Source organism: Aquiflexum balticum DSM 16537 (genome assembly GCF_900176595.1).
In the GTDB taxonomy this organism is placed as follows: Bacteria; Bacteroidota; Bacteroidia; order Cytophagales; family Cyclobacteriaceae; genus Aquiflexum; species Aquiflexum balticum.
On the sequence record NZ_LT838813.1, the window covers coordinates 4,795,738 to 4,814,664 of the forward strand.

Sequence of the window (18,927 nt, forward strand, 5' to 3'; positions counted from 1 at the left end):
TGCTAAGTCAATCCCAATAAATCAGTGATCTGCACTGCGATCAGGTCAATGATAAATACCATCAATGAAGCTACTATAACAGCGGTAGTTGCCGATCTGCCAACTCCTTCTGTACCTTTCTGGGAACTGAACCCCTTATAACATCCTACTATTCCAATGGCAAATCCAAAGAAGAAAGTCTTGATCAAAGAAGGAAGAACATCTCCGAAGGATAAGACTTTAAATACCTGGAACCAATACAAACTCCAACTTACCTCACCCCTGATATTTACTCCCAAAAATCCCCCGTACAAAGAAATCGCATTTGCCAAACTGGATAGTATGGGAACCATTAATGTGGCAGCCAACACTCTGGTCACCACTAAATATTTGAATGGATTGGTACCGGAAACTTCCATGGCATCAATTTGTTCGGTCACTTTCATGGATCCCAACTCAGCACCCAAACCAGAGCCTATTTTACCTGCACAGATCAGGGCTGTGATGACGGGGGCAATTTCCCTGACTAAAGATACTGAAACCATCGAAGGCAAGAGTGATTCAGCACCAAATTCAACTAGGGTTGGCCTGGATTGTATGGTCAGTACCAATCCCATGATGAATCCTGTAATCCCGACCAGGGTCAATGTTTTATATCCAATCCAAAAACATTGATTGATGAATTCTTCATATTCCTGTTTTGGTTTTGAAAGTTCTCTAAAAAAGCGTGCAGTGAAGTGGGCCATTTCTCCGGCCTCTTTGAAAAATTCATTGTCCAGAAATTTTAGATTTTTCACCTGATTAACATTTTGAATAGATCAAAAATGGGTATTCCTGAATAGAAATACCCCAATGATAATCAAGTCATTTTATGATGCTTGTCATATTTCGTGTAAGACAAGGCCAAATCCAAGTATTTTTTTCCTGAATCAAGCTTCCTGTTTCTTTTATCTGCATCAGATTCGGTTTTGGCTGCCAGCAGATTGACTTTTGCTCTGATATTGGCCCGGAGACATTTATAGTATTGAAAAATCTGTGTATCCTCCTTTGTAATCATACAGTCAAATTCAGCCAAATATGCATCTAAAAATACATCAGAAAGATCCTTCTTTTCATAATTCTCCAGGTCCATACAGATAAATGCCACCTCATAGAGTACATCTATCTGCCGGAAACTTTCCTCAAATTCAATACAGTCAAAAATAATGGGTTCTTCATACAAGAAGATATTTCTACTGTGTAAATCTCCATGCACATCTCTGAAAAACCCATCTCTTTCCCTGCTTTCAAACCTGGAGAAATGTTCTTTGATAAATCCATCACTCCAATTTATCAAGGAAGCTATCATTTGAACATATTTTTGATCCAAAAATTGACCTGCTATTTCAGACACCGATTCCAAATCATTGAAAATCCCATAAAAGGAATCTATTTCTGTTTCCTTTTGAATGACTTCAGCACCCAAATGAAAGGTGGCTACTTGCTTGGCCAATCTGACTACCTGTTCTCCTTTGACACTATTTTGCTCCAACAATAAATCCATTCTTTTATCGAATTCCATTTTCATCATGCATACCGCATAATCTATAATTTCACCTTCTGCTTCGCCAAATACCCAATGGTGCTTGGATTTGATTATTGGAAGTACAGAAAGATAAATCGGCGAAAATCTTTTATTGAGTTCAAGTTCCTTTTCACAGTTCAACTTCCGAAGATCCAAAGTTGAATAGTCCAGAAAAGTAAGTTTGATGGGCTTTTTGATTTTAAAAACAAATTCTTCACCAAGAATGACCCAACTGATATTGGTTTCCTCCAACATCCCTTTTATAGGCTTGCCATGATACAAGCCTTCGGTCATCAGTTCCAGAATTTCATTTCTGTTCATTTGGTCTCAGGATATATTTATGTGCTTTTATGAGTATTTCTTCAAGGTTTTCATTCGTGGAATCCAAGAGCAAGAAGGATTTTTCTATGGGTTCAAATTTATCTTTGATTTTCAGGTAGACAGAGTGGTCGGCTTCACTGTCTTTTCTAGGAACTGAAAGCCTTTGCTGAATGATATTTTCATCAGCCTGCACCAAAATTAAATGAAGTGAAATCTGATTAGCTTCTGCTATGGAATAAATCAACTCACGGTATTTCTTTTGAAAAAAGGTAGCATCCAAAACCACAGACTTATTTTTCCGAATCCAATCTTTAGCTCTTTCAGCCATCTTCAGATAGACATCTGTTTTATTTTTGGAAAGGTACTTACCTCTCAAACCCATTTCGATTCTGAGTGCATCGCTACTGATATATTCAGCCCCCATTTTTGCAGCAAATCTTTTCGCAAAAAAACTTTTTCCGGAACCGGGAAGACCCATGACCATGATTAGCATAATTTCCTTAAGTATCCAATGATCAATTTGGCCGATTCTACAGCTTTTTCAAAGAAATGTCATTTAAATTATTAGAAAAATTTTCAAATCTGAACAAATTCAGTCCTGGAATGTATTTCACTATGCATGAGAAGAAAATTCCTTCCCCATTTATTCCTATTTTCTCCCGATTTTCACTTTACTTTGCAGCCATGAATTCAATGACCAAAGCAGATTTACTAAAAAAAGCGCAGGAAATACTTCGTGAGCAAATCAAAGACGTTCAGGAACAGCTTACTGAATTGCAGGAATCTTCGGAAGTAGAGGAAAAAAGTTCTGCTGGAGATAAGTATGAAACCCATCAGGAAATGCTGCATCAAACCAGAAATATTTTGGAAAAAAGGCTATCTGCAGCCAAAATAATGCTCAATCAACTCAATGCAGTCCCTGTCAAAGAAACGGATAAAGTTCAGGAAGGGTCCTTGTTGAAACTTCCCATGGGCAATATCTGGGTTTCTGTCCCTATGGGCAAGGTGGTTTTGGACGGAGTGGATTTTCAATTGGTTTCGCAAGACTCTCCATTAATACAGGCATTGTGGGATTTGAAAAAAGGTCAGACCGGTAATTTCCGAGGAAACAACATCAGCCTGACCGATATCTTCTAGTCTTTTTATTTTATAAAATCGGAAAGACATTTCCTCCATCATATTTTGAAATTTCAAACCGCGTTTTTTATAGATGCGGTTATTTTTTTTCCCCTTTTTCGTTGTCCAGAATAAATTAACCTCAAGTTTCATTTTTAATCCTGATGGATAATAATTGTAAACTCCAATCAATCATCTCTTAAAAATTTTGTAGCCAAAATATGTGCGATCATACATGAATTTATAAAAAATAAATCCAATAAATACATCATTGTTACCGTTTAAAATTTTTTAAGTGTTCTTTGTTTTTATAATATTATTCTATTAATTACTGAAAATCACCCGGTTTTAAGTATTTCTTTTATGTTTATGTGAAATGCATAGAATAATATATCAAAAAACGAAATACTTTTTAAAAGACATATTCAACAAAAATCAGAAATCAAAATTGTCTGGTTTAAAATTGGTTCTGTTCGAACAGTTCCTGAAAAGGACTTTTAATTTCAAAATTTGGGTGATTTCTACTTGTGTATAGAGGCATTTTTCTGCCTTTATTAAAAGATTTTAAAAAAGTAGTGTCATTTATGAGAAAACTTTACTCTGTTTCTTTATTCTGGATTGTTTTTATCCTAGCCTACTTCGGTCAGATTAGCAACAACTATGCCGCTCCTATCATCAGAGATGTCTATATTTTTTCTGAATGCGAAAAAAGTGCTTCTATGCGGGTCAGGAACGGGGTTGCTCCATATACTTATGTTTGGAGTTTTGGTGGCAATATAATCCAGACGGATTCCAATTTGGGTGAAAGTGAATTCAGTACCATTGAACAGGCACAGGCAGGCGATTATACACTGGAAGTTTTTGATAGTAACGGAAACACCTATTCTGAGATCATCAATTTTAAAGGAAGCACTAATTTTATTCTGAATATACTTTATGAGGAAGATCAGCTTTGCGAAGGTGATTCCTACGGTATAGTTTACGGTACCATAGAAAACGGAATTCCTCCATTCACTATCAATTTTTATGATGAGTCAAATACTTTGGTTCAAACAAATATTATCAATAACCGGAATCTGGATCTCAGTGGTGTACCTGCTGGTAAATATCTTGTAGAGGTGATTGACGCCACTGGTTGTAAAGAATTAACAGATATTGAAATTGAGGAAATTGAGCCTTTGATTCTAGCTCCCGCAGATGGTGTGGGAACTTTCCCTGAGACCTGTATTGAAAATGGCGGGATAACCTTTGATGCTACAGGTTTTGAAGGCACAGTACAATTCCGAATCAGAAGGTCCAACGGCACTTATGTCACCGGATGGATTACCGCACCTGCTGGTGAGATCAGATATAACCAATTGGCTGCTGGAGATTATGTTTTGGAAATTATAGACAGGTTTAGGTTTGAAGATTGTCCGGCGGAATTGGTTTTTAACATCGGAAATGAAACTTTATTGGAAGTCATTCCTTCTTCTACAGGCGTAACCTGTTTTGGTGAATCTGATGGTACGATTTCCTTACAGGTAAACAGATTATTTTTAGCTTTTCCCTTCCCTCCTGCAAATATCCTGGTAGATATACTCAGGCCTGACGGAACAACAGCCGTAAGCGGTCAAAGTATTCCTATCGGAGCAACTACAGGCCAGGGAACATTTACCGGGTTTGGACCCGGACTCCATACTATTATAGTCAAACATGGAGGTGGTGATTACCCGGAATGTACATTGACCTACCAAATTAATGTAGTAGCGCCTCCTAGCCCCTTCACGGCTTCCATTACAACTACCTCCGAAACTTGCTTTGGCCAAGGAAATGGTACCGCAAGGGTAAACAGGTCAGGCGGATGGGGCGGTCCTTATACCTACCTATGGAGCAATGGTCATACCGGTAGAACAGCATCCAACCTAGCTCCAGGAAATTATTCTGTAACTGTCACGGACAGCGGCGGTTGTTCCATTGTCCTGAACACAACCATTCAAGGCCCCCTAGGACCTATTGATGGAGACATTGAATTATTGAACGGACTAGGTTGTGCGGGTTCAAATGACGGTTCTGCAAGAGTATTTGATATCTCGGGAGGTTGGGGTGGCTACACCTATCTTTGGAGTAATGGTGAAACCACTGCTACAGCCTTTAATTTACCTGCGGGAACAAATACTGTGACTGTAAGAGATTCTCAGGGATGTGAGGAGGTTTATACTGTTGATGTACCTGTTCCTGACGCCCCTCTTGTCAATTCTACTCCAGTGAATCCTTCTTGTTTTGGAGGTAATGATGGAAGTATCCGGGTTGAAATTGCAGATAATATCATCAGTTTTTCCGTGACTGTCAATGGCTTAACCCAATCAGGTAATGACGTACTTTTCACTGATTTGCCGGCAGGCCAATATGAAGTAAGCATTCTTTATGGTGGAAATTGTAGCATTACTGAATTTGTGGATATTGTTAATCCACCACAGATTACCCTCAACGAAAATAATCTGGCCATCAATCATCTGCTTTGCGCAGGTGATGGAAATGGTTCAATATCAGGACTGATCGCCAGCGGTGGAACTGGTGTTCTTACTTTCCAATGGCAAAAAGAAGTGTCGGGAACATTTGAAGATATAGTCGGTCAGACAACTTTGAATCTTTCCAACCTTTCAGGCGGAGTCTATAGAATAATCGTAACCGACGAAAACGGTTGTACAATTTTTAAAGACTACATAGTCAACGAGCCGGCACCATTGGAAGTTACTCCTCCAATTGTAGTGGATGTGGCCTGTTTTGGAGAATTGACCGGTTCTGTAAGCTTTACCATTTCAGGAGGCACTGCGCCTTACTCTTATGCTTTGAATGGTGGAGCATTCACCACAACTTCCATCGGCGATGTCACCATCAATGGATTGGGGGCAGCAACAGATTACTTTGTGGAAATCAGAGATGCCAATGGCTGTGTAGTTCCAAATCTTAATTTTGACGTTACTTCCCTCCCACCAATTAATATTACAGATATAGTCATTACACCGGAAACCTGTTTTGGCCAAAGTAATGGCAGCATCAATATTGAAATTTCAGGTGGAACAGGTAATCTGGGTGTAGAATGGTATGTAGCAGGTAATTTTTCTACCATCATTTCTACGGATAAAAACCTGATAAATAGAGGTCCAGGACAATACACTGTCAAAGTCTATGATCTTGGAAATAATTCTTGTTTCGCACAGCAGACAATTACCATTCCTCCGACACCTGAATTGACATTGGCCTTGGACGGACCTCCTTTGAATGTCTTTTGTTTTGGAGATAATACCGGAGCAATCAACATTGCTGTCGACGGTGGAACTGGTGCCTATACATTTGAATGGACAGGACCATCCAGATTTACCTCTTCCCAGAAAAATATCAATGGTCTGGCAGCTGGTCTATATAATGTAAGGGTTACAGATGAAAATGGATGTTGGAAAGAATTAACCGATATTTTGATCAGTCAGCCACCTAGTGGAATCGTCATCAATTTACTCAACCGAATTGAACCCAAATGTCATGATTCTTTGGATGGTAGAATAGAAATTCAGATCGGTGGCGGAAATCCGGGTTATACCATTGCTTGGGAAATAGAAGCCAGTCCGAGTGTATTTATTCCAATTTCTGGAACTACACAAACCCTTTCAAATATCGGTGCAGGCATTTACAAAGTAATAGTTACGGATTCCAATGGCTGTTCCAATGAAAGGATCATAGACCTTACCGCCCCTGCCCCAATCCAGGTTTCTTTGATCAGCAAAGATGATGTCTCCTGTTTTGGAAGAAATGACGGTAGAATTACTATCAACGTTACAGGTGGAACAGGAATCTATTTCTTCAATTGGGACCATGGTTTTATAAATCAGAACCCGTCCAACTTAGCAGCTGGCTTATACAGTGTTACCGTAAGAGATGCCAATGGATGTGAAACCAGACTGGAAAACATCGAAATCATCCAACCTGATCCATTGGCTATCAACTTAGTGGAAATCATTGAGCCTTCCTGTAATTATGATGACGCATCAATTGAAGTTGAATTTGTAGGTTGGATCCCTGGATTAAGTTACAGCAGATGGATTGATCAAGCTACAAATACCGTCATCGCTGAAAATCAAAATATTGTCACTAACCTTACTCCTGGATTTTATAGGGTAGAATACAGCTTATCAGGAGCATGTATGGTCTCCCAAACCTATAGTGTTCCAGGTCCTCAAAGCCCGCTTAAATTATTTACCAGTCCACAAGACGCCACCTGCGTAGGCCAAACTGGTATCCTGTTCCTTTCAGCCTCCGGCGGTGTCCCTAGTTATACTTACTATATACGGGTAGGAGGTATTTGGGAAATTGTCACCAACTCCATTCTTTCAGGATTGGCCGTGGGCGATTATGATGTGAGGGTTACCGATTCTGCAGGATGTGAAGACTTTTCAACCATAACCATTGATCAGCCCAATCCTCCGATTTTTGATGCTGAGGTAGAAAAGGATGTATCCTGCTTTGGGGGAAGTGATGGTGCCATCCGGTTCGATCTTTATGGAGACACATCGGGAATAACCTATCAATGGTACAGGAGGACTTCTGTAGGAGGAAAAGTGCCAATTAATGAAACCAGCTTAGGAGGACTGATTGCCGGCACATATTACATAGAAATCACTTATGCAGGTATTTGTACCATAGAATCGCCTGACTATGTCATCAACCAACCTGCTCAGACTGTACCTACACCAACAGTAATCCAACCTGTATGTATTGATGATTTTGGTTCATTTACTTTGGAAGTTGCCGGGGGTTCGCCAGGAAAAAATATATTGGTTACCTCTTCCAATGGATATTCCAAATCATTTATAAATGAAGATACAGGAACCTTTGTATTTGATGAATTATTGGCAGGGGATTACAACTGGACCGTAGAAAATCAAACCTGTCCAGAAATTACAGGAACCTTTACCATCATACCAATTACAAAACCTCAATTTAATGTCACTTCTCAGGATATTTCATGTTTTGGAGAAAACGACGGTATCATTGAAATCATCAGCCCAATTGTACAGGGAGGCAGGACATTTACGGTGTATATCAATGGTGTCAGCCAAGGTAATCAAACCTCATTCTTCAATGTTGCTCCGGGAAATTATCAAATCAGGATTGTAGACAATCTCGGATGTCCATCTGATCCAATGATGGTTACCTTGACACAACCTGATCGACCTCTTGAAATCACGAACCTTTCGATCTCAGACGTGAACTGTTTTGGAGGAAATAACGGTGCGATTCAATTTGAGATTTTAGGTGGCAGACCTCAATATAGAGCAGTACTGACACCTACTTCAGGTTCTCCTTTGAATTTACCAAACCTCAATGAAGCTACCTCATACAATTTCTCAGGTCTGGTGCAGGGGGCTTATACTTTGGAAATTTGGGATTTGAACGATCAATGTCAAATCAGCACAGTGGTCAATATCACCCAACCTGCAGCCCTAGACCTGACAGTAGATGCAGGATTAATTCTTTGCGAAGGCGGAACAACTACCATTGAATTGACCCCAATAGGCGGAACTCAGCCATATACTTATATATGGGAGAAATTCAATACAGGATCAAGTACTTGGGAAACGCTTCCTACGGATACCAAAAGACTGAGCAATGTAGAAGCTGGACAGTATAGATATACCGTTTCTGAACAGAATAATTGCAATACCATTACAGATGTTATTACCATTGCAGACGGTTCTGTTGTAGCCTTGTCATTTGTTGCAGACGATATTCTTTGCTATGGGGAATCAGCCTTGGTGACCCTTCAGGCAACTTCTGCTGGCTCAACCAATTTTACCTATTTTGTAAATGGAAGCCAGATTTTTGGCAATCAATTCCAGGCCAAAGCAGGAAGCTATCTTGTCTATGCAGTTGACAATGTAAAAGGATGTATCTCAGGGGATGTGATCATTAATATGGCCCAACCTGCTGCTCCATTGAGTCTAAAGGATTATATCTCCGTAGATTTGAGTTGTTTTGAATCCGGTGATGGCAGTATTTCACTTTCATTGACCGGCGGCACTGCTCCCTATACCATCACTTTCCAAGGCAATACTTATAATGCCAATGAGGATGAATTGGTGACTTTCACAGGTCTAAATGCCAATTTCGCTTATAATTTTGCTGCTGTTGATGCAAATGGTTGTTCGGTAAATATACCACCCAAAACTCTGGGTCAACCGCTTCCCCTTCAGACCAATGCAAACTTCACCCCTATTCTATGCTTTGGCGGTACGTCTGAAATCAACTTACAAATCACAGGCGGAACAAAACCATATTCAATTTCATGGGCGTATTCAGCAGATGGAGTAACCTTTAATCCTATTGCAGGATCAGATGATAAAACTACGCTTTCCGGCCTGGCTGCTGGTTTTTACACCTATACAGTATCTGATGGAGGCTGTGCTGATATTTCAGAAACTCTGACCATCAATCAGCCAAACGAGGTTTTATTGGTTGGCCTGCCTACAGATGTGTCCTGTTTTGGAGGAACCGACGGAACGGTTACGTTTACTCCTTCAGGAGGTGCATTTACCAACTACAGAATTTTCTTTAATGGTGCTGAAATAGCTGGAAATACAGTAAGTAACCTACCTGCAGGAACGTACAATGCATTTGCTTTAAGCGGTACATGTAGATCAGAAACCATTCAGATTGTGGTAGAACAACCTGCGGAGCCTCTGAGTGCAACAGTAGAGTTTATGGAAGAAGTTTTGTGTACAGATGATCTATCCGATATTGAATTACAGATTACCGGTGGAAACGGTGGCTATTTGGCCTATTTGAATTCCGTCGAATATACGGTTGACCCCAATGGTCTGATCATTTTTGACGATGTGGTTCCGGGTACTTATGCAATCCGGGTAGTTGACAGCAAAGGATGCGAATGGACCAGAACCATCACCATCCTTAATCCAACTCCAATCGAAATTTTCAATGAAGAAATAATTAATGTCAGCTGTTTTGAAGGCTCCGATGGAGAAATAAAAGTCAATGTTACAGGTGGTACAGGTAATTATACTTACCAATGGTTGAATTCTTCCAATCAGCTTGTAGGTACAAATAAAAACCTTTCCGGAGTCCCCGCAGGAATCTATACCCTCAATGTTTGGGATGAAAACAGCTGTGAAGCAACAATGGATTTTGAGATATTGGATACTACCCCTGTGGATTTCACTTACAGCTTTACTGACGTCACCTGCTTTGGGGCCCAGAATGGCAGTATCACTGTAATAGGAAATGGCGGAAATCCTGGGTATACACTCATCATAGACGGGATACAGTATCCTAATCTCACCGTGGCTGGTTTAAGACCCAATACCTACATGGTTTATATCATGGATTCCAATGGTTGTATTTCACCTGTCAAAGAAGTCGTGATCAGTCAACCTACGCCGTTGAATTTAGCCATATCCACTACCAACGTCAGTTGTTATGCCGCAGGAAACGGTCAGGCAACAGTAGTAGTGACAGGCGGTACTGCTCCCTATTCCATCAGATGGTCAGATGGCAATACTTCAGCGGACAGGGTTGGATTGGCACCGGGCAACTATGAAGTAGTGGTCACAGATGCCAATGGTTGTATCATTAGAAACAATGTGATCATCACCCAACCTGATCCTATTTTGATAGTAGATAACGTTAATCCTGTCTCCTGTTTTGGTGGCAGTGATGGCTCTATCCTGTTGGATATCAGTGGTGGTAATGGAGACTTTTCTGTCATTTGGACCAATAAAGCTACCAGTGAGCAGGTTGGAACAGGACTTATTGCAAATAATCTGATTGCCGGAGTGTACAGAGCAACAATCACAGATAAATTGGGATGCGAGCTTTTCAGGGAATTTGTGGTGACCCAACCAGCTGAACCTTTGACACTCACCCCTATCATTTCCAATGTGAGATGTGCATTTGAAGGAAACGGAAGTATTGATCTTATAGTAACAGGTGGTACAGCTCCCTATACCTATTCATGGTCTTCAGGAGAAACCGTAAGAAACATCAATGGCAAATCCGGCGGAACTTATACCGTCAACGTGACAGACAGCAAAGGTTGTATGATCATGGAGACTTTTGAGATCACTGAGCCTCAACCGCTTTTGGTAGAAGTAGAAAACTTAGATAATGTTTCCTGTAAATTCGGAAATGACGGAAGTATAAAATTGAATGTTTCCGGAGGCACAGGAGCATTTACGATCCAATGGAGCAATGGCATGACAGGACCGGAAATCAGTGGTTTGAGAGCAGGAGAATATACTGTTTTCATCATTGATGAAAACTCTTGTTTCGAAAGCATTGCCTATACCATTACCGAACCCGCAGAAGCATTGACGGTATCCGGAATTTCATCAGTAGAACTTTGCCTGTTTACCGATGTTCCTGAATTGATTATTGATGTGAAAGGCGGTACTGCACCTTACACCTACCTCTGGTCAAACGGTGCAACTACAAAAGACCTGTTAAACATTGCTCCAGGTTCCTATACCGTGGTTGTAACTGATGCCAATAACTGTATTGCTGAAGGCACTTTTGTTGTTCCTCCTCCTACTTCGCCTCTACAGATTGAAATGAATGGCAAATTCGCTATCTGTACCAATGGTGAAAGAGGCGAAGCAAGCGCAACAGTAACCGGAGGAGTAGCACCATATAGATATAGATGGTCAAATGGTGCAACTACCTCTGCCATAACAGATCTATTACCTGGAACTTATTCGCTGACAGTGACAGATGCAAACGGCTGTACCATTACTGATGAGATCGAAATTGCACCTCCGCTTAACCTTAGAATCAGTTTATTGGAAATCAATGCTGTTTCCTGCTTTGGTGGAAATAATGGCACAATAGAAATTGGTATCACAGGCGGAAGGGCTCCTTTCAAAATCAATTGGAGCCATGGCTTACAGGATCAGACTTTTGCTTCCGGTCTCGTGGCAGGTGTGTACACGGTTACAGTAGAAGATGATCTGGGATGTATTACCACTGCGGCTTACAATATTCAGGAACCTGAAATTTTAGATCTCAGAGGTACAGTTCAGGATAGTAAGTGTGCGGGAGATAATCAAGGAATTATTACCCTTAATGTATCCGGCGGTACAGCTCCTTACACTTATAGATGGTCCCATGGTGCCAACAACCGGGTATTGAGAAATCTTGCTCCGGGAACCTATAGTGTAGTGGTCACCGACCGTGCGGGCTGTTCTACCGGAAATACCTATATCGTCTCTGAACCGGATCCTTTGGTTATTGAAAGCAGCCATTCTGAAGATCTTTTATGTTTCGGTGATCAAAATGGATTTATCAATATCAACATCACCGGAGGAATTCAGCCTTATAGAATTACATGGGCTGATAATAATCAGTTGGAAACACTTAATAGGTCCAACCTATCCGCCGGTAGCTACACCGTACAGGTCACTGATGACAATGGATGTATTCAGATCAAAACTTTTGAGATAAAACAGCCTGAACAATTGGAGGCAAGAATGTTTACAAGATTTGATGTCAACTGCGAAACCAGGGAATTGACAGGAGTGGCCTGGGTAACTGTGAAGGGTGGAACGGAAGAATACGATATTACTTGGAACAATGGTGCAAGAGGTGTATCTGAAACCACTTTCTATGAAGATGGAGAGATCAGTGCAACCATCATTGATGCAAACGGCTGCTTGGTAGAGGTTTCAAAAATTGTGGAAATGCCAGTAGCATTCACAGACGCTGACTTCACCTATACAGTGATATCAATAGGTATTCAGGGAGAAATACTTGTAAATGACCCTGTTCAATTCAATGATCAGACTTTGGGAGAAGTAATAACCTGGGAATGGGATTTTGGAGATGGCACTAAGAGTAACGAACAGAACCCTGTTCATACCTATACCAAGCCCGGTATTTACACCATTTCACTGATGACTTTTGATGCATTGGGCTGCGTATCTCAAACAGAAATGGTAGTTGAAGTAGTCGCGTCTTATAGGATTTTGGTTCCCAATGCCTTCACACCAAATGGAGATGGCCTCAATGATACTTTTATGGCTAAAATGAGGGGAATTGAAGATTTTGAGATGCATATTTTCAACAAATGGGGTGAATTGATCCATTCGATTTATAGCCAGGAAGATGCAGGATGGGACGGTAGACTTAAAGGGAAAATCAGTCCAAATGGAAATTATGTTTATAAAATAATATTTAAAGCAGTAGACGGAGAAAAGGGAAGTAAAACAGGGGTATTCACTTTGGTATTGTAAATATCATAACCCTGTTTTAAAACTCCTCCAATAAGTTAATAATCAGTAGCACACCCAATGAATATACAGTGAATTTTATTGAAAAATCGGTCGGTAATTACTCTTCAATCGTCTTATGAAAAAGATTCTAATTTTTGTACTATCAATGATCATCTTAAGTGCTGTACATGCTCAGGATGTTCAGTTCTCCCAGTTTTATGCTGCACCGTTGTTTTTGAATCCAGCATTTACGGGAGCATCAGAACTCACCAGAGTTGGGGTTAACTATAGAAATCAATGGCCTGGACTGGATCACTCGTTCAATTCATATTCTGCTTACATTGACCATTATATGTTTGATATCAATAGCGGCATAGGTTTGATTTTTAATGGAAATAGGGAAAGTCAGGCCAGGTTAAGCACCAACGAAGTTGGACTGACCTATTCTTACAGATTGAAGTTGGGATTCGAATCTTTTTTAAGATTTGGCGGTCAGGCCAGTTATATTTCCAGAGATGCTTATTTTGGCGATCTGGTATATGGCTCCCAATTGGATATACAAAAAGGTGGGATTGATGATTTCAGTGGCGAGTTTTTTCCAGATGACTACCGGCATAGATTTGCTGATTTCAACTTCGGAATGCTTTTTCATACCCAAACATTCTGGTTAGGGGTTTCCGGGCATCACTTATCCGAGCCTAACACATCTTTTGTGGACGGGAATATCAGTAAATTGCCCATGAAACTATCTGCTCATGGCGGGTTGAAAATTGATTTGGGTGAAGGTTTCATCAATAACTATTATAGCAATAGCAGACAGGAAAGATCGGTAATGCTTGCATTTAATTACAAGCATCAGGATCCTTTCAACCAACTTGATGTAGGTGCCCAATTTTTCCTTCAACCCCTTGTTTTGGGAGTTTGGTATAGAGGGTTCCCGGTTAAATACGCCCTTCCAAATCATGAATCAATCATTGGACTGGTTGGACTTACTTTGGAAAGTGGATTGGATATTGGCTATAGTTTTGATTTTACTACTTCAAAAATGGCTTTGGCCAATTCGGGCGGGGCACATGAAATTTCCATCCGGTACTCTTTCCTTTTCGGAGATCCAAACCAAAGAAACAGAAGAAGTACCATTATCCCCTGTTTTAGGTTTTAACAGACCAAACTAGAAGTTGATGTAGGTCATCACTATCAGTCCCTTATTGTATTGGAAAAAATTTTTCCCATCTACAAGCCTACCAAACTGTACGATCTGATTGAAATACCCACCTTCAACTCTAGCTGTGTTGGAAAACCTGTATCCTGCCAACAAGCCAATGCGGTTCTGGTCAAAAACATTTTGGTTGACATTTTTTCCAAATCCAATAAAAATCTCATCGTAAGCAGCAAGATAGGGTTCTTTATTGTCTAGAGTATTCCCTTTGAGAGGTATATCTGCACGGAACATATACCTGATCCTGTTCAAATAAACATATTCATCTGATCGGGTAGCATTGGGATCCAGACTTCTTCCAACCCACCGCTGTTCCAACATAAACCTATGAGAAAGAGCAATAGCTCCAACTGGATTGGAAATTGTAGCCATTTGAAAAATCCTATGCTCTGGAAATCTGATACCGTTTCCGGCAAGAGGTACGTCTCCGTAGTTAAAAGTGTCAATAAATGCATATCCAAACCTCAATACTACCTGCGGATGGATCTTGTAATTGATCCCGGTTCTATAAAGATTTTGTTGTGGATCTAAGACCCAATCTGTTCTTCGTAGTTGAAACTCTCCATGAACACTCCATTTATCATCTATTTTATAGTTTAGGAAAAAGGCGTACCAGCCTATTTGATTGTCATCTCTAGCCCTGTTATTTTGAGCCAAAATGGTATTTGAACCTGAAATAATCAAGAGGAATAGGAGGGTATTGAAAATGATTGATTTACTCATTTTTTATTTAATTGTTTTTTTTGACAATCTTACTGTAATATCAATCAGCTTAAGGTGATTTAAATCACCTTGTCAAAGGAAATTACTTTCAACAACAGTTGCCCCTTTCCTAAGCATTTCATCAATAGCGAGATCATAATCTCCGGGATTTAAATTTACTGCCTTGGTAGCATCCGCCACCAAAAACGTCTTGAATCCTTCTTCTAAGGCATCCAAAACCGTGAATTTGACACAATAGTCGGTAGCAAGCCCACATATATAAACATCTGTCACATTTTCCTTTTTGAGAAATGAGGACAACCCCGTATCTCCCATCCTATTATTGTCAAAAAATCCACTGTAAGAGTCCACCCGAGGATTTGTTCCCTTTTGAAATACTTCTTTCCAATGATGCTTTTCAAGATCTTTATGAAATTCGGCACCAAATGTTCCCTGAACACAATGAACAGGCCACAAAATTTGGTTTACCCCATTTAAATCGATAAACTCCCCTACCCTTTTCCCTTCATGATTGGAAGCAAAACTTCCATGGTCAGCAGGGTGCCAATCCTGTGTGGCAACTATAAAATCAAATTTCAACTGTAAATTATTGATGATCGGCACTATTTGATCACCTTCCTTTACAGCCAAAGCTCCGCCCGGCATAAAATCATTTTGTACGTCTACTATAATCAGTGCTTTTGTGTTCATGGCAAATGGATTCAAATAATACAACAGGTATTCAAAATTGTGGATTTTTGCTGGAATGACAATAGGAAAGTTCAGATGCCTTCTGAAACCAAGTCTACCCAAGCATCAAAATGTGATTAAATGAGAATGGATTTAACTCTCTGGATCTTAATTTTTTCCAATAATTTAAGGCAACAAAAGACCCCATAATCATTCCGCTATCCAACTCTAAAAAAATTATGGTTGACCCGAAACCAAATCCTATTCCAAGATTTGAAAGATAAAACACAACCAGATTATCAGCGAAAATCAGAACTATTTTCTTTGGATATCAGTTGACAAAGCTGAGTTATAACTTTAAAAATTTAAATTATCATGGAAATAACCAGAAAAGCAAAAGAGGAACTAGAAGCTCGTATTGAGAAAATTGAGGGATTTATAGCTAAGAAAGGTCTGGGATCTACTTATTTGCAAAAAGCCCAAAAAACACAAAGAGATCTCAATCTGGCAATTGTTTTAGGAGGCATAATCTTGATTGCTGGTATCGCCATTTGGATGAATGGAGAAAATAAGGAAAGATAAAAGTCGAAATCTAAAGTCTTTCTGTTTAAATGTTTGTTACAATTGCGCCACAATCAATGCGGCAATACTTTTAACTTGAAGAAAATCTGATTTCAGGGCAATGCTATTTGGATGTGTATCTGTAGAGACCACTTTTTCAATAACCCCAGATGATTGAATTCTGTTCAGCGCATCATTGTTGAACAAGCCATGTGTGGTGATGGTATAAATTTTCTTAGCTCCGGCAGCTTTGTAAGCTTTGGCAGCATTGATCAACGAGCCACCTGTCCTTACCATATCATCATAAATTACCACGTCTTTGCCTGCCACATCAGCAGAGATACTAGTCACTTCAGTTTCTTCTCCAGAAATTCTTCTTTTAAACACGAAGGCTGCATTTACCCCCATTTCATTTGCGAGTGATTCTACCCATTTGGCCCTGCCAGCATCAGTACAGGCCATGACAAAACCATCATCCGCCAATTCTCTTGCTGCCTTAACTACGATGGGTTTACAGTATACATGGCTGATCAATGCCTGCCCTTCGAAATAATGGGGAATACCTTCTGAATGAAGATCAAAAAAAATAAAATGATTCCCCAAGCTTGTCCTTGGCAGGGATGAAAACATGACTGCTCTTGATTTTGCAGTGACCACCTCCCCTGTTTTGACTGCTCTTTCCATGGTACTGTAACCAAAATAGGGAAATATAATTCTGATAGACCTTGCCCCATACTTGATCAAAGCATAAGCCAAATCATATATTTCCAAAGTATCACTGTCTGAAATTGTCCCTCCAATCAAAACCACATCTCTGCCGTTTACGGGAGTAAGAATTCTTTGATAGCGCTCCCCATCAGGAAAGATTTTCACCTCTATTTCCCCACCTTCAAAATCTCCAAGCAGTAAAATCTCCTCCTGAAGGTATTTATAATCCGGAATGCTAAATATTACTTTCTTCTCCATCATAATTCTTCATTTTAAAAACCAAGTCGGTACGCAATTGATATAGACTTTCTTCCAAACCAACCGGATAAATATGTGGATTTACCAACCTTTTATGGGCTTTATCAAACAGATTCAGATTCCTCCGCGCATTTTCTTTAATCTGTCCCAAGTTCGGTCTTTCATAAACCTTCTGCCCGGCAATAAAAATCGGTATCAAGAGTTTTTCCTGCTCCAAACCTTTTGTCATGATCTTCTTCCTTTTGGTTGGATCAATTGGATCAATAATGGTAAATGATGTTTTTGAAAGATCTTCTGTTTCTAAATAAATCATATCAGCAACAGCTTTTCCATTTCTGATAAAACGAATGGCATTATGTTCTCCTGGAATATTGATTTTGATGGATTGCTGGGAAACCTTGACTTTAGGTTCCCACTTCCCCTCGGTGTTTTTGATGGCAGAAAGTTTGTAGACCGCCCCCAGGGCAGGTTGGTCGTAGGCTGTTACGAGTTTGGTACCTACGCCCCAAATATCTATGGATGCTTCCTGAATTTTCAGTGAGGTGATGATTTGCTCGTCCAAATCATTTGAAGCTACAATTTTTGCATTTGGAAATCCCGCCGTGTCCAGCATTTCTCTGGCAATATTGCTGTAATATGCCAAATCACCGGAATCGATTCTGATCCCCAACATTTCTTTACCTTTTGCACGGAGAATTTTACCGACTTCAATGGCATTTTTTATTCCATTGATGGTATCATAGGTATCAACCAAAAACACACATTTATCAGGAAAAGCATCAGCATAAGCCTCAAAAGCTTCTAATTCAGTATCAAAAGACATGATCCAACTATGTGCATGTGTTCCAGAGACAGGTATTCCAAAAAGTTTTCCGGCCATTACATTACTGGTGGCAGAACAGCCGCCAATATAGGATGCCCTGCTGGCAGCCAAAGCCCCATCAATACCCTGTGCCCTTCTCAGGCCAAATTCAAGGACCGAATCCCCCTTGGCAGCATAGGTAATTCTGGCGGCTTTGGTTGCTATCAAAGTCTGAAAATTCATGATATTGAGCAACGGCGTTTCCAATAACTGACATTGTATCAATGGACCTTTAACTTTTACCATTGGGGTATGCGGAAAAATGACTGTTCCCTCCTCGACTGCTTCCAAGTCACATTTGAATTCCATATGCTCCAAATATTCCATGAAAGCCGATTCAAAGGTGGGGGTCCCATCACTGTTTTTCATTTCTGCCAAATACTCCAGATCATCTTTATCAAATCGGAAATTCCGACAAAAATCAATGACATAATCCAGCCCTGCAGCCAAAGTAAAACCACCTTGAAATGGATTCTTTCTGAAAAAAAGGTTAAAAACTGCTTCTTGTTCTGCCTTCCCGGATTTCCAGTAGGCATAGGCCATCGTCAACTGATAAAAATCTGTCAGAAGTGCCAATGAACTCTGATAAAGGTCTTTTGTGATTTTCATGTAGGATTGAATACAAAATTTGTAGTGTTCAAATTTACTGTTTACTTTCTTAATCCTTTCTTACTTGTTATTTTTTATCCGA

11 protein-coding genes are annotated in these 18,927 nt (G+C 40.0%); 4 read left to right on the plus strand and 7 right to left on the minus strand.

Annotated elements, in window-relative coordinates; genetic code table 11:
* Positions 1 to 2: 2 nt before the first annotated feature.
* From B9A52_RS20210 to B9A52_RS20220, 3 genes are all read right to left on the minus strand, one after another.
* Positions 3 to 725: an MlaE family ABC transporter permease gene (locus B9A52_RS20210; RefSeq protein WP_084123621.1), complete on the minus strand. Its 723-nt coding sequence runs from the start codon at positions 723 to 725 to the stop codon at positions 3 to 5.
* A gap of 113 nt (positions 726 to 838) precedes the next feature.
* On the minus strand, positions 839 to 1,864 hold the full coding sequence (locus tag B9A52_RS20215) for a hypothetical protein (protein ID WP_084122270.1): 1,026 nt from the start codon (positions 1,862 to 1,864) through the stop codon (positions 839 to 841).
* Entirely contained in the window at positions 1,851 to 2,357 is a 507-nt protein-coding gene (locus B9A52_RS20220; protein WP_084122272.1) for an AAA family ATPase, read from the minus strand. Before B9A52_RS20220 ends, B9A52_RS20215 begins: the two co-directional genes overlap by 14 nt.
* Before the next feature lie 56 nt (positions 2,358 to 2,413).
* Here B9A52_RS20220 and B9A52_RS20225 point away from each other — a divergent pair, with 56 nt between their 5' ends.
* The 3 genes from B9A52_RS20225 (at position 2,414) to B9A52_RS20290 (ending at position 14,398) form a co-directional block, all read left to right on the plus strand.
* Positions 2,414 to 3,001 carry a hypothetical protein gene (locus tag B9A52_RS20225; protein ID WP_231955340.1) on the plus strand — a complete coding sequence of 196 codons (588 nt, stop codon included), beginning with the start codon at positions 2,414 to 2,416 and terminating at the stop codon, positions 2,999 to 3,001.
* A gap of 563 nt (positions 3,002 to 3,564) precedes the next feature.
* Positions 3,565 to 13,257, plus strand: a complete 9,693-nt coding sequence (locus tag B9A52_RS25710) for a T9SS type B sorting domain-containing protein (RefSeq protein ID WP_157370236.1) — start codon at positions 3,565 to 3,567, stop codon at positions 13,255 to 13,257.
* 115 nt (positions 13,258 to 13,372) lie between these two features.
* On the plus strand, positions 13,373 to 14,398 hold the full coding sequence (locus B9A52_RS20290) for a PorP/SprF family type IX secretion system membrane protein (RefSeq protein ID WP_084122274.1): 1,026 nt from the start codon (positions 13,373 to 13,375) through the stop codon (positions 14,396 to 14,398).
* A 9-nt stretch (positions 14,399 to 14,407) separates the two neighbouring features.
* Here the strand turns inward: B9A52_RS20290 and B9A52_RS20295 are convergent, their stop codons facing one another.
* Positions 14,408 to 15,178 (minus strand): DUF2490 domain-containing protein, encoded by a 771-nt coding sequence (locus B9A52_RS20295; protein ID WP_084122276.1) that lies wholly within the window; start codon positions 15,176 to 15,178, stop codon positions 14,408 to 14,410.
* Positions 15,179 to 15,250: 72 nt separating this feature from the next.
* Complete coding sequence (gene pncA / locus B9A52_RS20300; RefSeq protein WP_084123623.1) at positions 15,251 to 15,868, minus strand: bifunctional nicotinamidase/pyrazinamidase; 618 nt, start codon at positions 15,866 to 15,868, stop codon at positions 15,251 to 15,253.
* Positions 15,869 to 16,222: 354 nt separating this feature from the next.
* Here pncA and B9A52_RS20305 point away from each other — a divergent pair, with 354 nt between their 5' ends.
* On the plus strand, positions 16,223 to 16,429 hold the full coding sequence (locus tag B9A52_RS20305) for a hypothetical protein (RefSeq protein WP_084122278.1): 207 nt from the start codon (positions 16,223 to 16,225) through the stop codon (positions 16,427 to 16,429).
* Between the two features lie 36 nt (positions 16,430 to 16,465).
* On the opposite strand, the gene prs is transcribed toward B9A52_RS20305, so the two are convergent.
* Both prs and B9A52_RS20315 read right to left on the minus strand, forming a co-directional pair.
* A complete protein-coding gene (gene prs, locus B9A52_RS20310) occupies positions 16,466 to 17,377 on the minus strand; it encodes a ribose-phosphate diphosphokinase (protein ID WP_084122280.1) in 912 nt (303 codons plus the stop codon).
* A complete protein-coding gene (locus B9A52_RS20315) occupies positions 17,352 to 18,845 on the minus strand; it encodes a nicotinate phosphoribosyltransferase (RefSeq protein WP_084122282.1) in 1,494 nt (497 codons plus the stop codon). Before B9A52_RS20315 ends, prs begins: the two co-directional genes overlap by 26 nt.
* Positions 18,846 to 18,927: the final 82 nt, after the last annotated feature.

What these genes read in the sequence shown, in the direction of transcription:
- B9A52_RS20210 (WP_084123621.1), bottom strand. Translation starts at nt 725, where the DNA reads ATGGCCCACTTCACTGCACGCTTTTTTAGAGAACTTTCAAAACCAAAA.
- B9A52_RS20215 (WP_084122270.1), bottom strand. Translation starts at nt 1,864, where the DNA reads ATGAACAGAAATGAAATTCTGGAACTGATGACCGAAGGCTTGTATCAT.
- B9A52_RS20220 (WP_084122272.1), bottom strand. Translation starts at nt 2,357, where the DNA reads ATGCTAATCATGGTCATGGGTCTTCCCGGTTCCGGAAAAAGTTTTTTT.
- B9A52_RS20225 (WP_231955340.1), top strand. Translation starts at nt 2,414, where the DNA reads ATGTCATTTAAATTATTAGAAAAATTTTCAAATCTGAACAAATTCAGT.
- B9A52_RS25710 (WP_157370236.1), top strand. Translation starts at nt 3,565, where the DNA reads ATGAGAAAACTTTACTCTGTTTCTTTATTCTGGATTGTTTTTATCCTA.
- B9A52_RS20290 (WP_084122274.1), top strand. Translation starts at nt 13,373, where the DNA reads ATGAAAAAGATTCTAATTTTTGTACTATCAATGATCATCTTAAGTGCT.
- B9A52_RS20295 (WP_084122276.1), bottom strand. Translation starts at nt 15,178, where the DNA reads ATGAGTAAATCAATCATTTTCAATACCCTCCTATTCCTCTTGATTATT.
- pncA (WP_084123623.1), bottom strand. Translation starts at nt 15,868, where the DNA reads ATGAACACAAAAGCACTGATTATAGTAGACGTACAAAATGATTTTATG.
- B9A52_RS20305 (WP_084122278.1), top strand. Translation starts at nt 16,223, where the DNA reads ATGGAAATAACCAGAAAAGCAAAAGAGGAACTAGAAGCTCGTATTGAG.
- prs (WP_084122280.1), bottom strand. Translation starts at nt 17,377, where the DNA reads ATGATGGAGAAGAAAGTAATATTTAGCATTCCGGATTATAAATACCTT.
- B9A52_RS20315 (WP_084122282.1), bottom strand. Translation starts at nt 18,845, where the DNA reads ATGAAAATCACAAAAGACCTTTATCAGAGTTCATTGGCACTTCTGACA.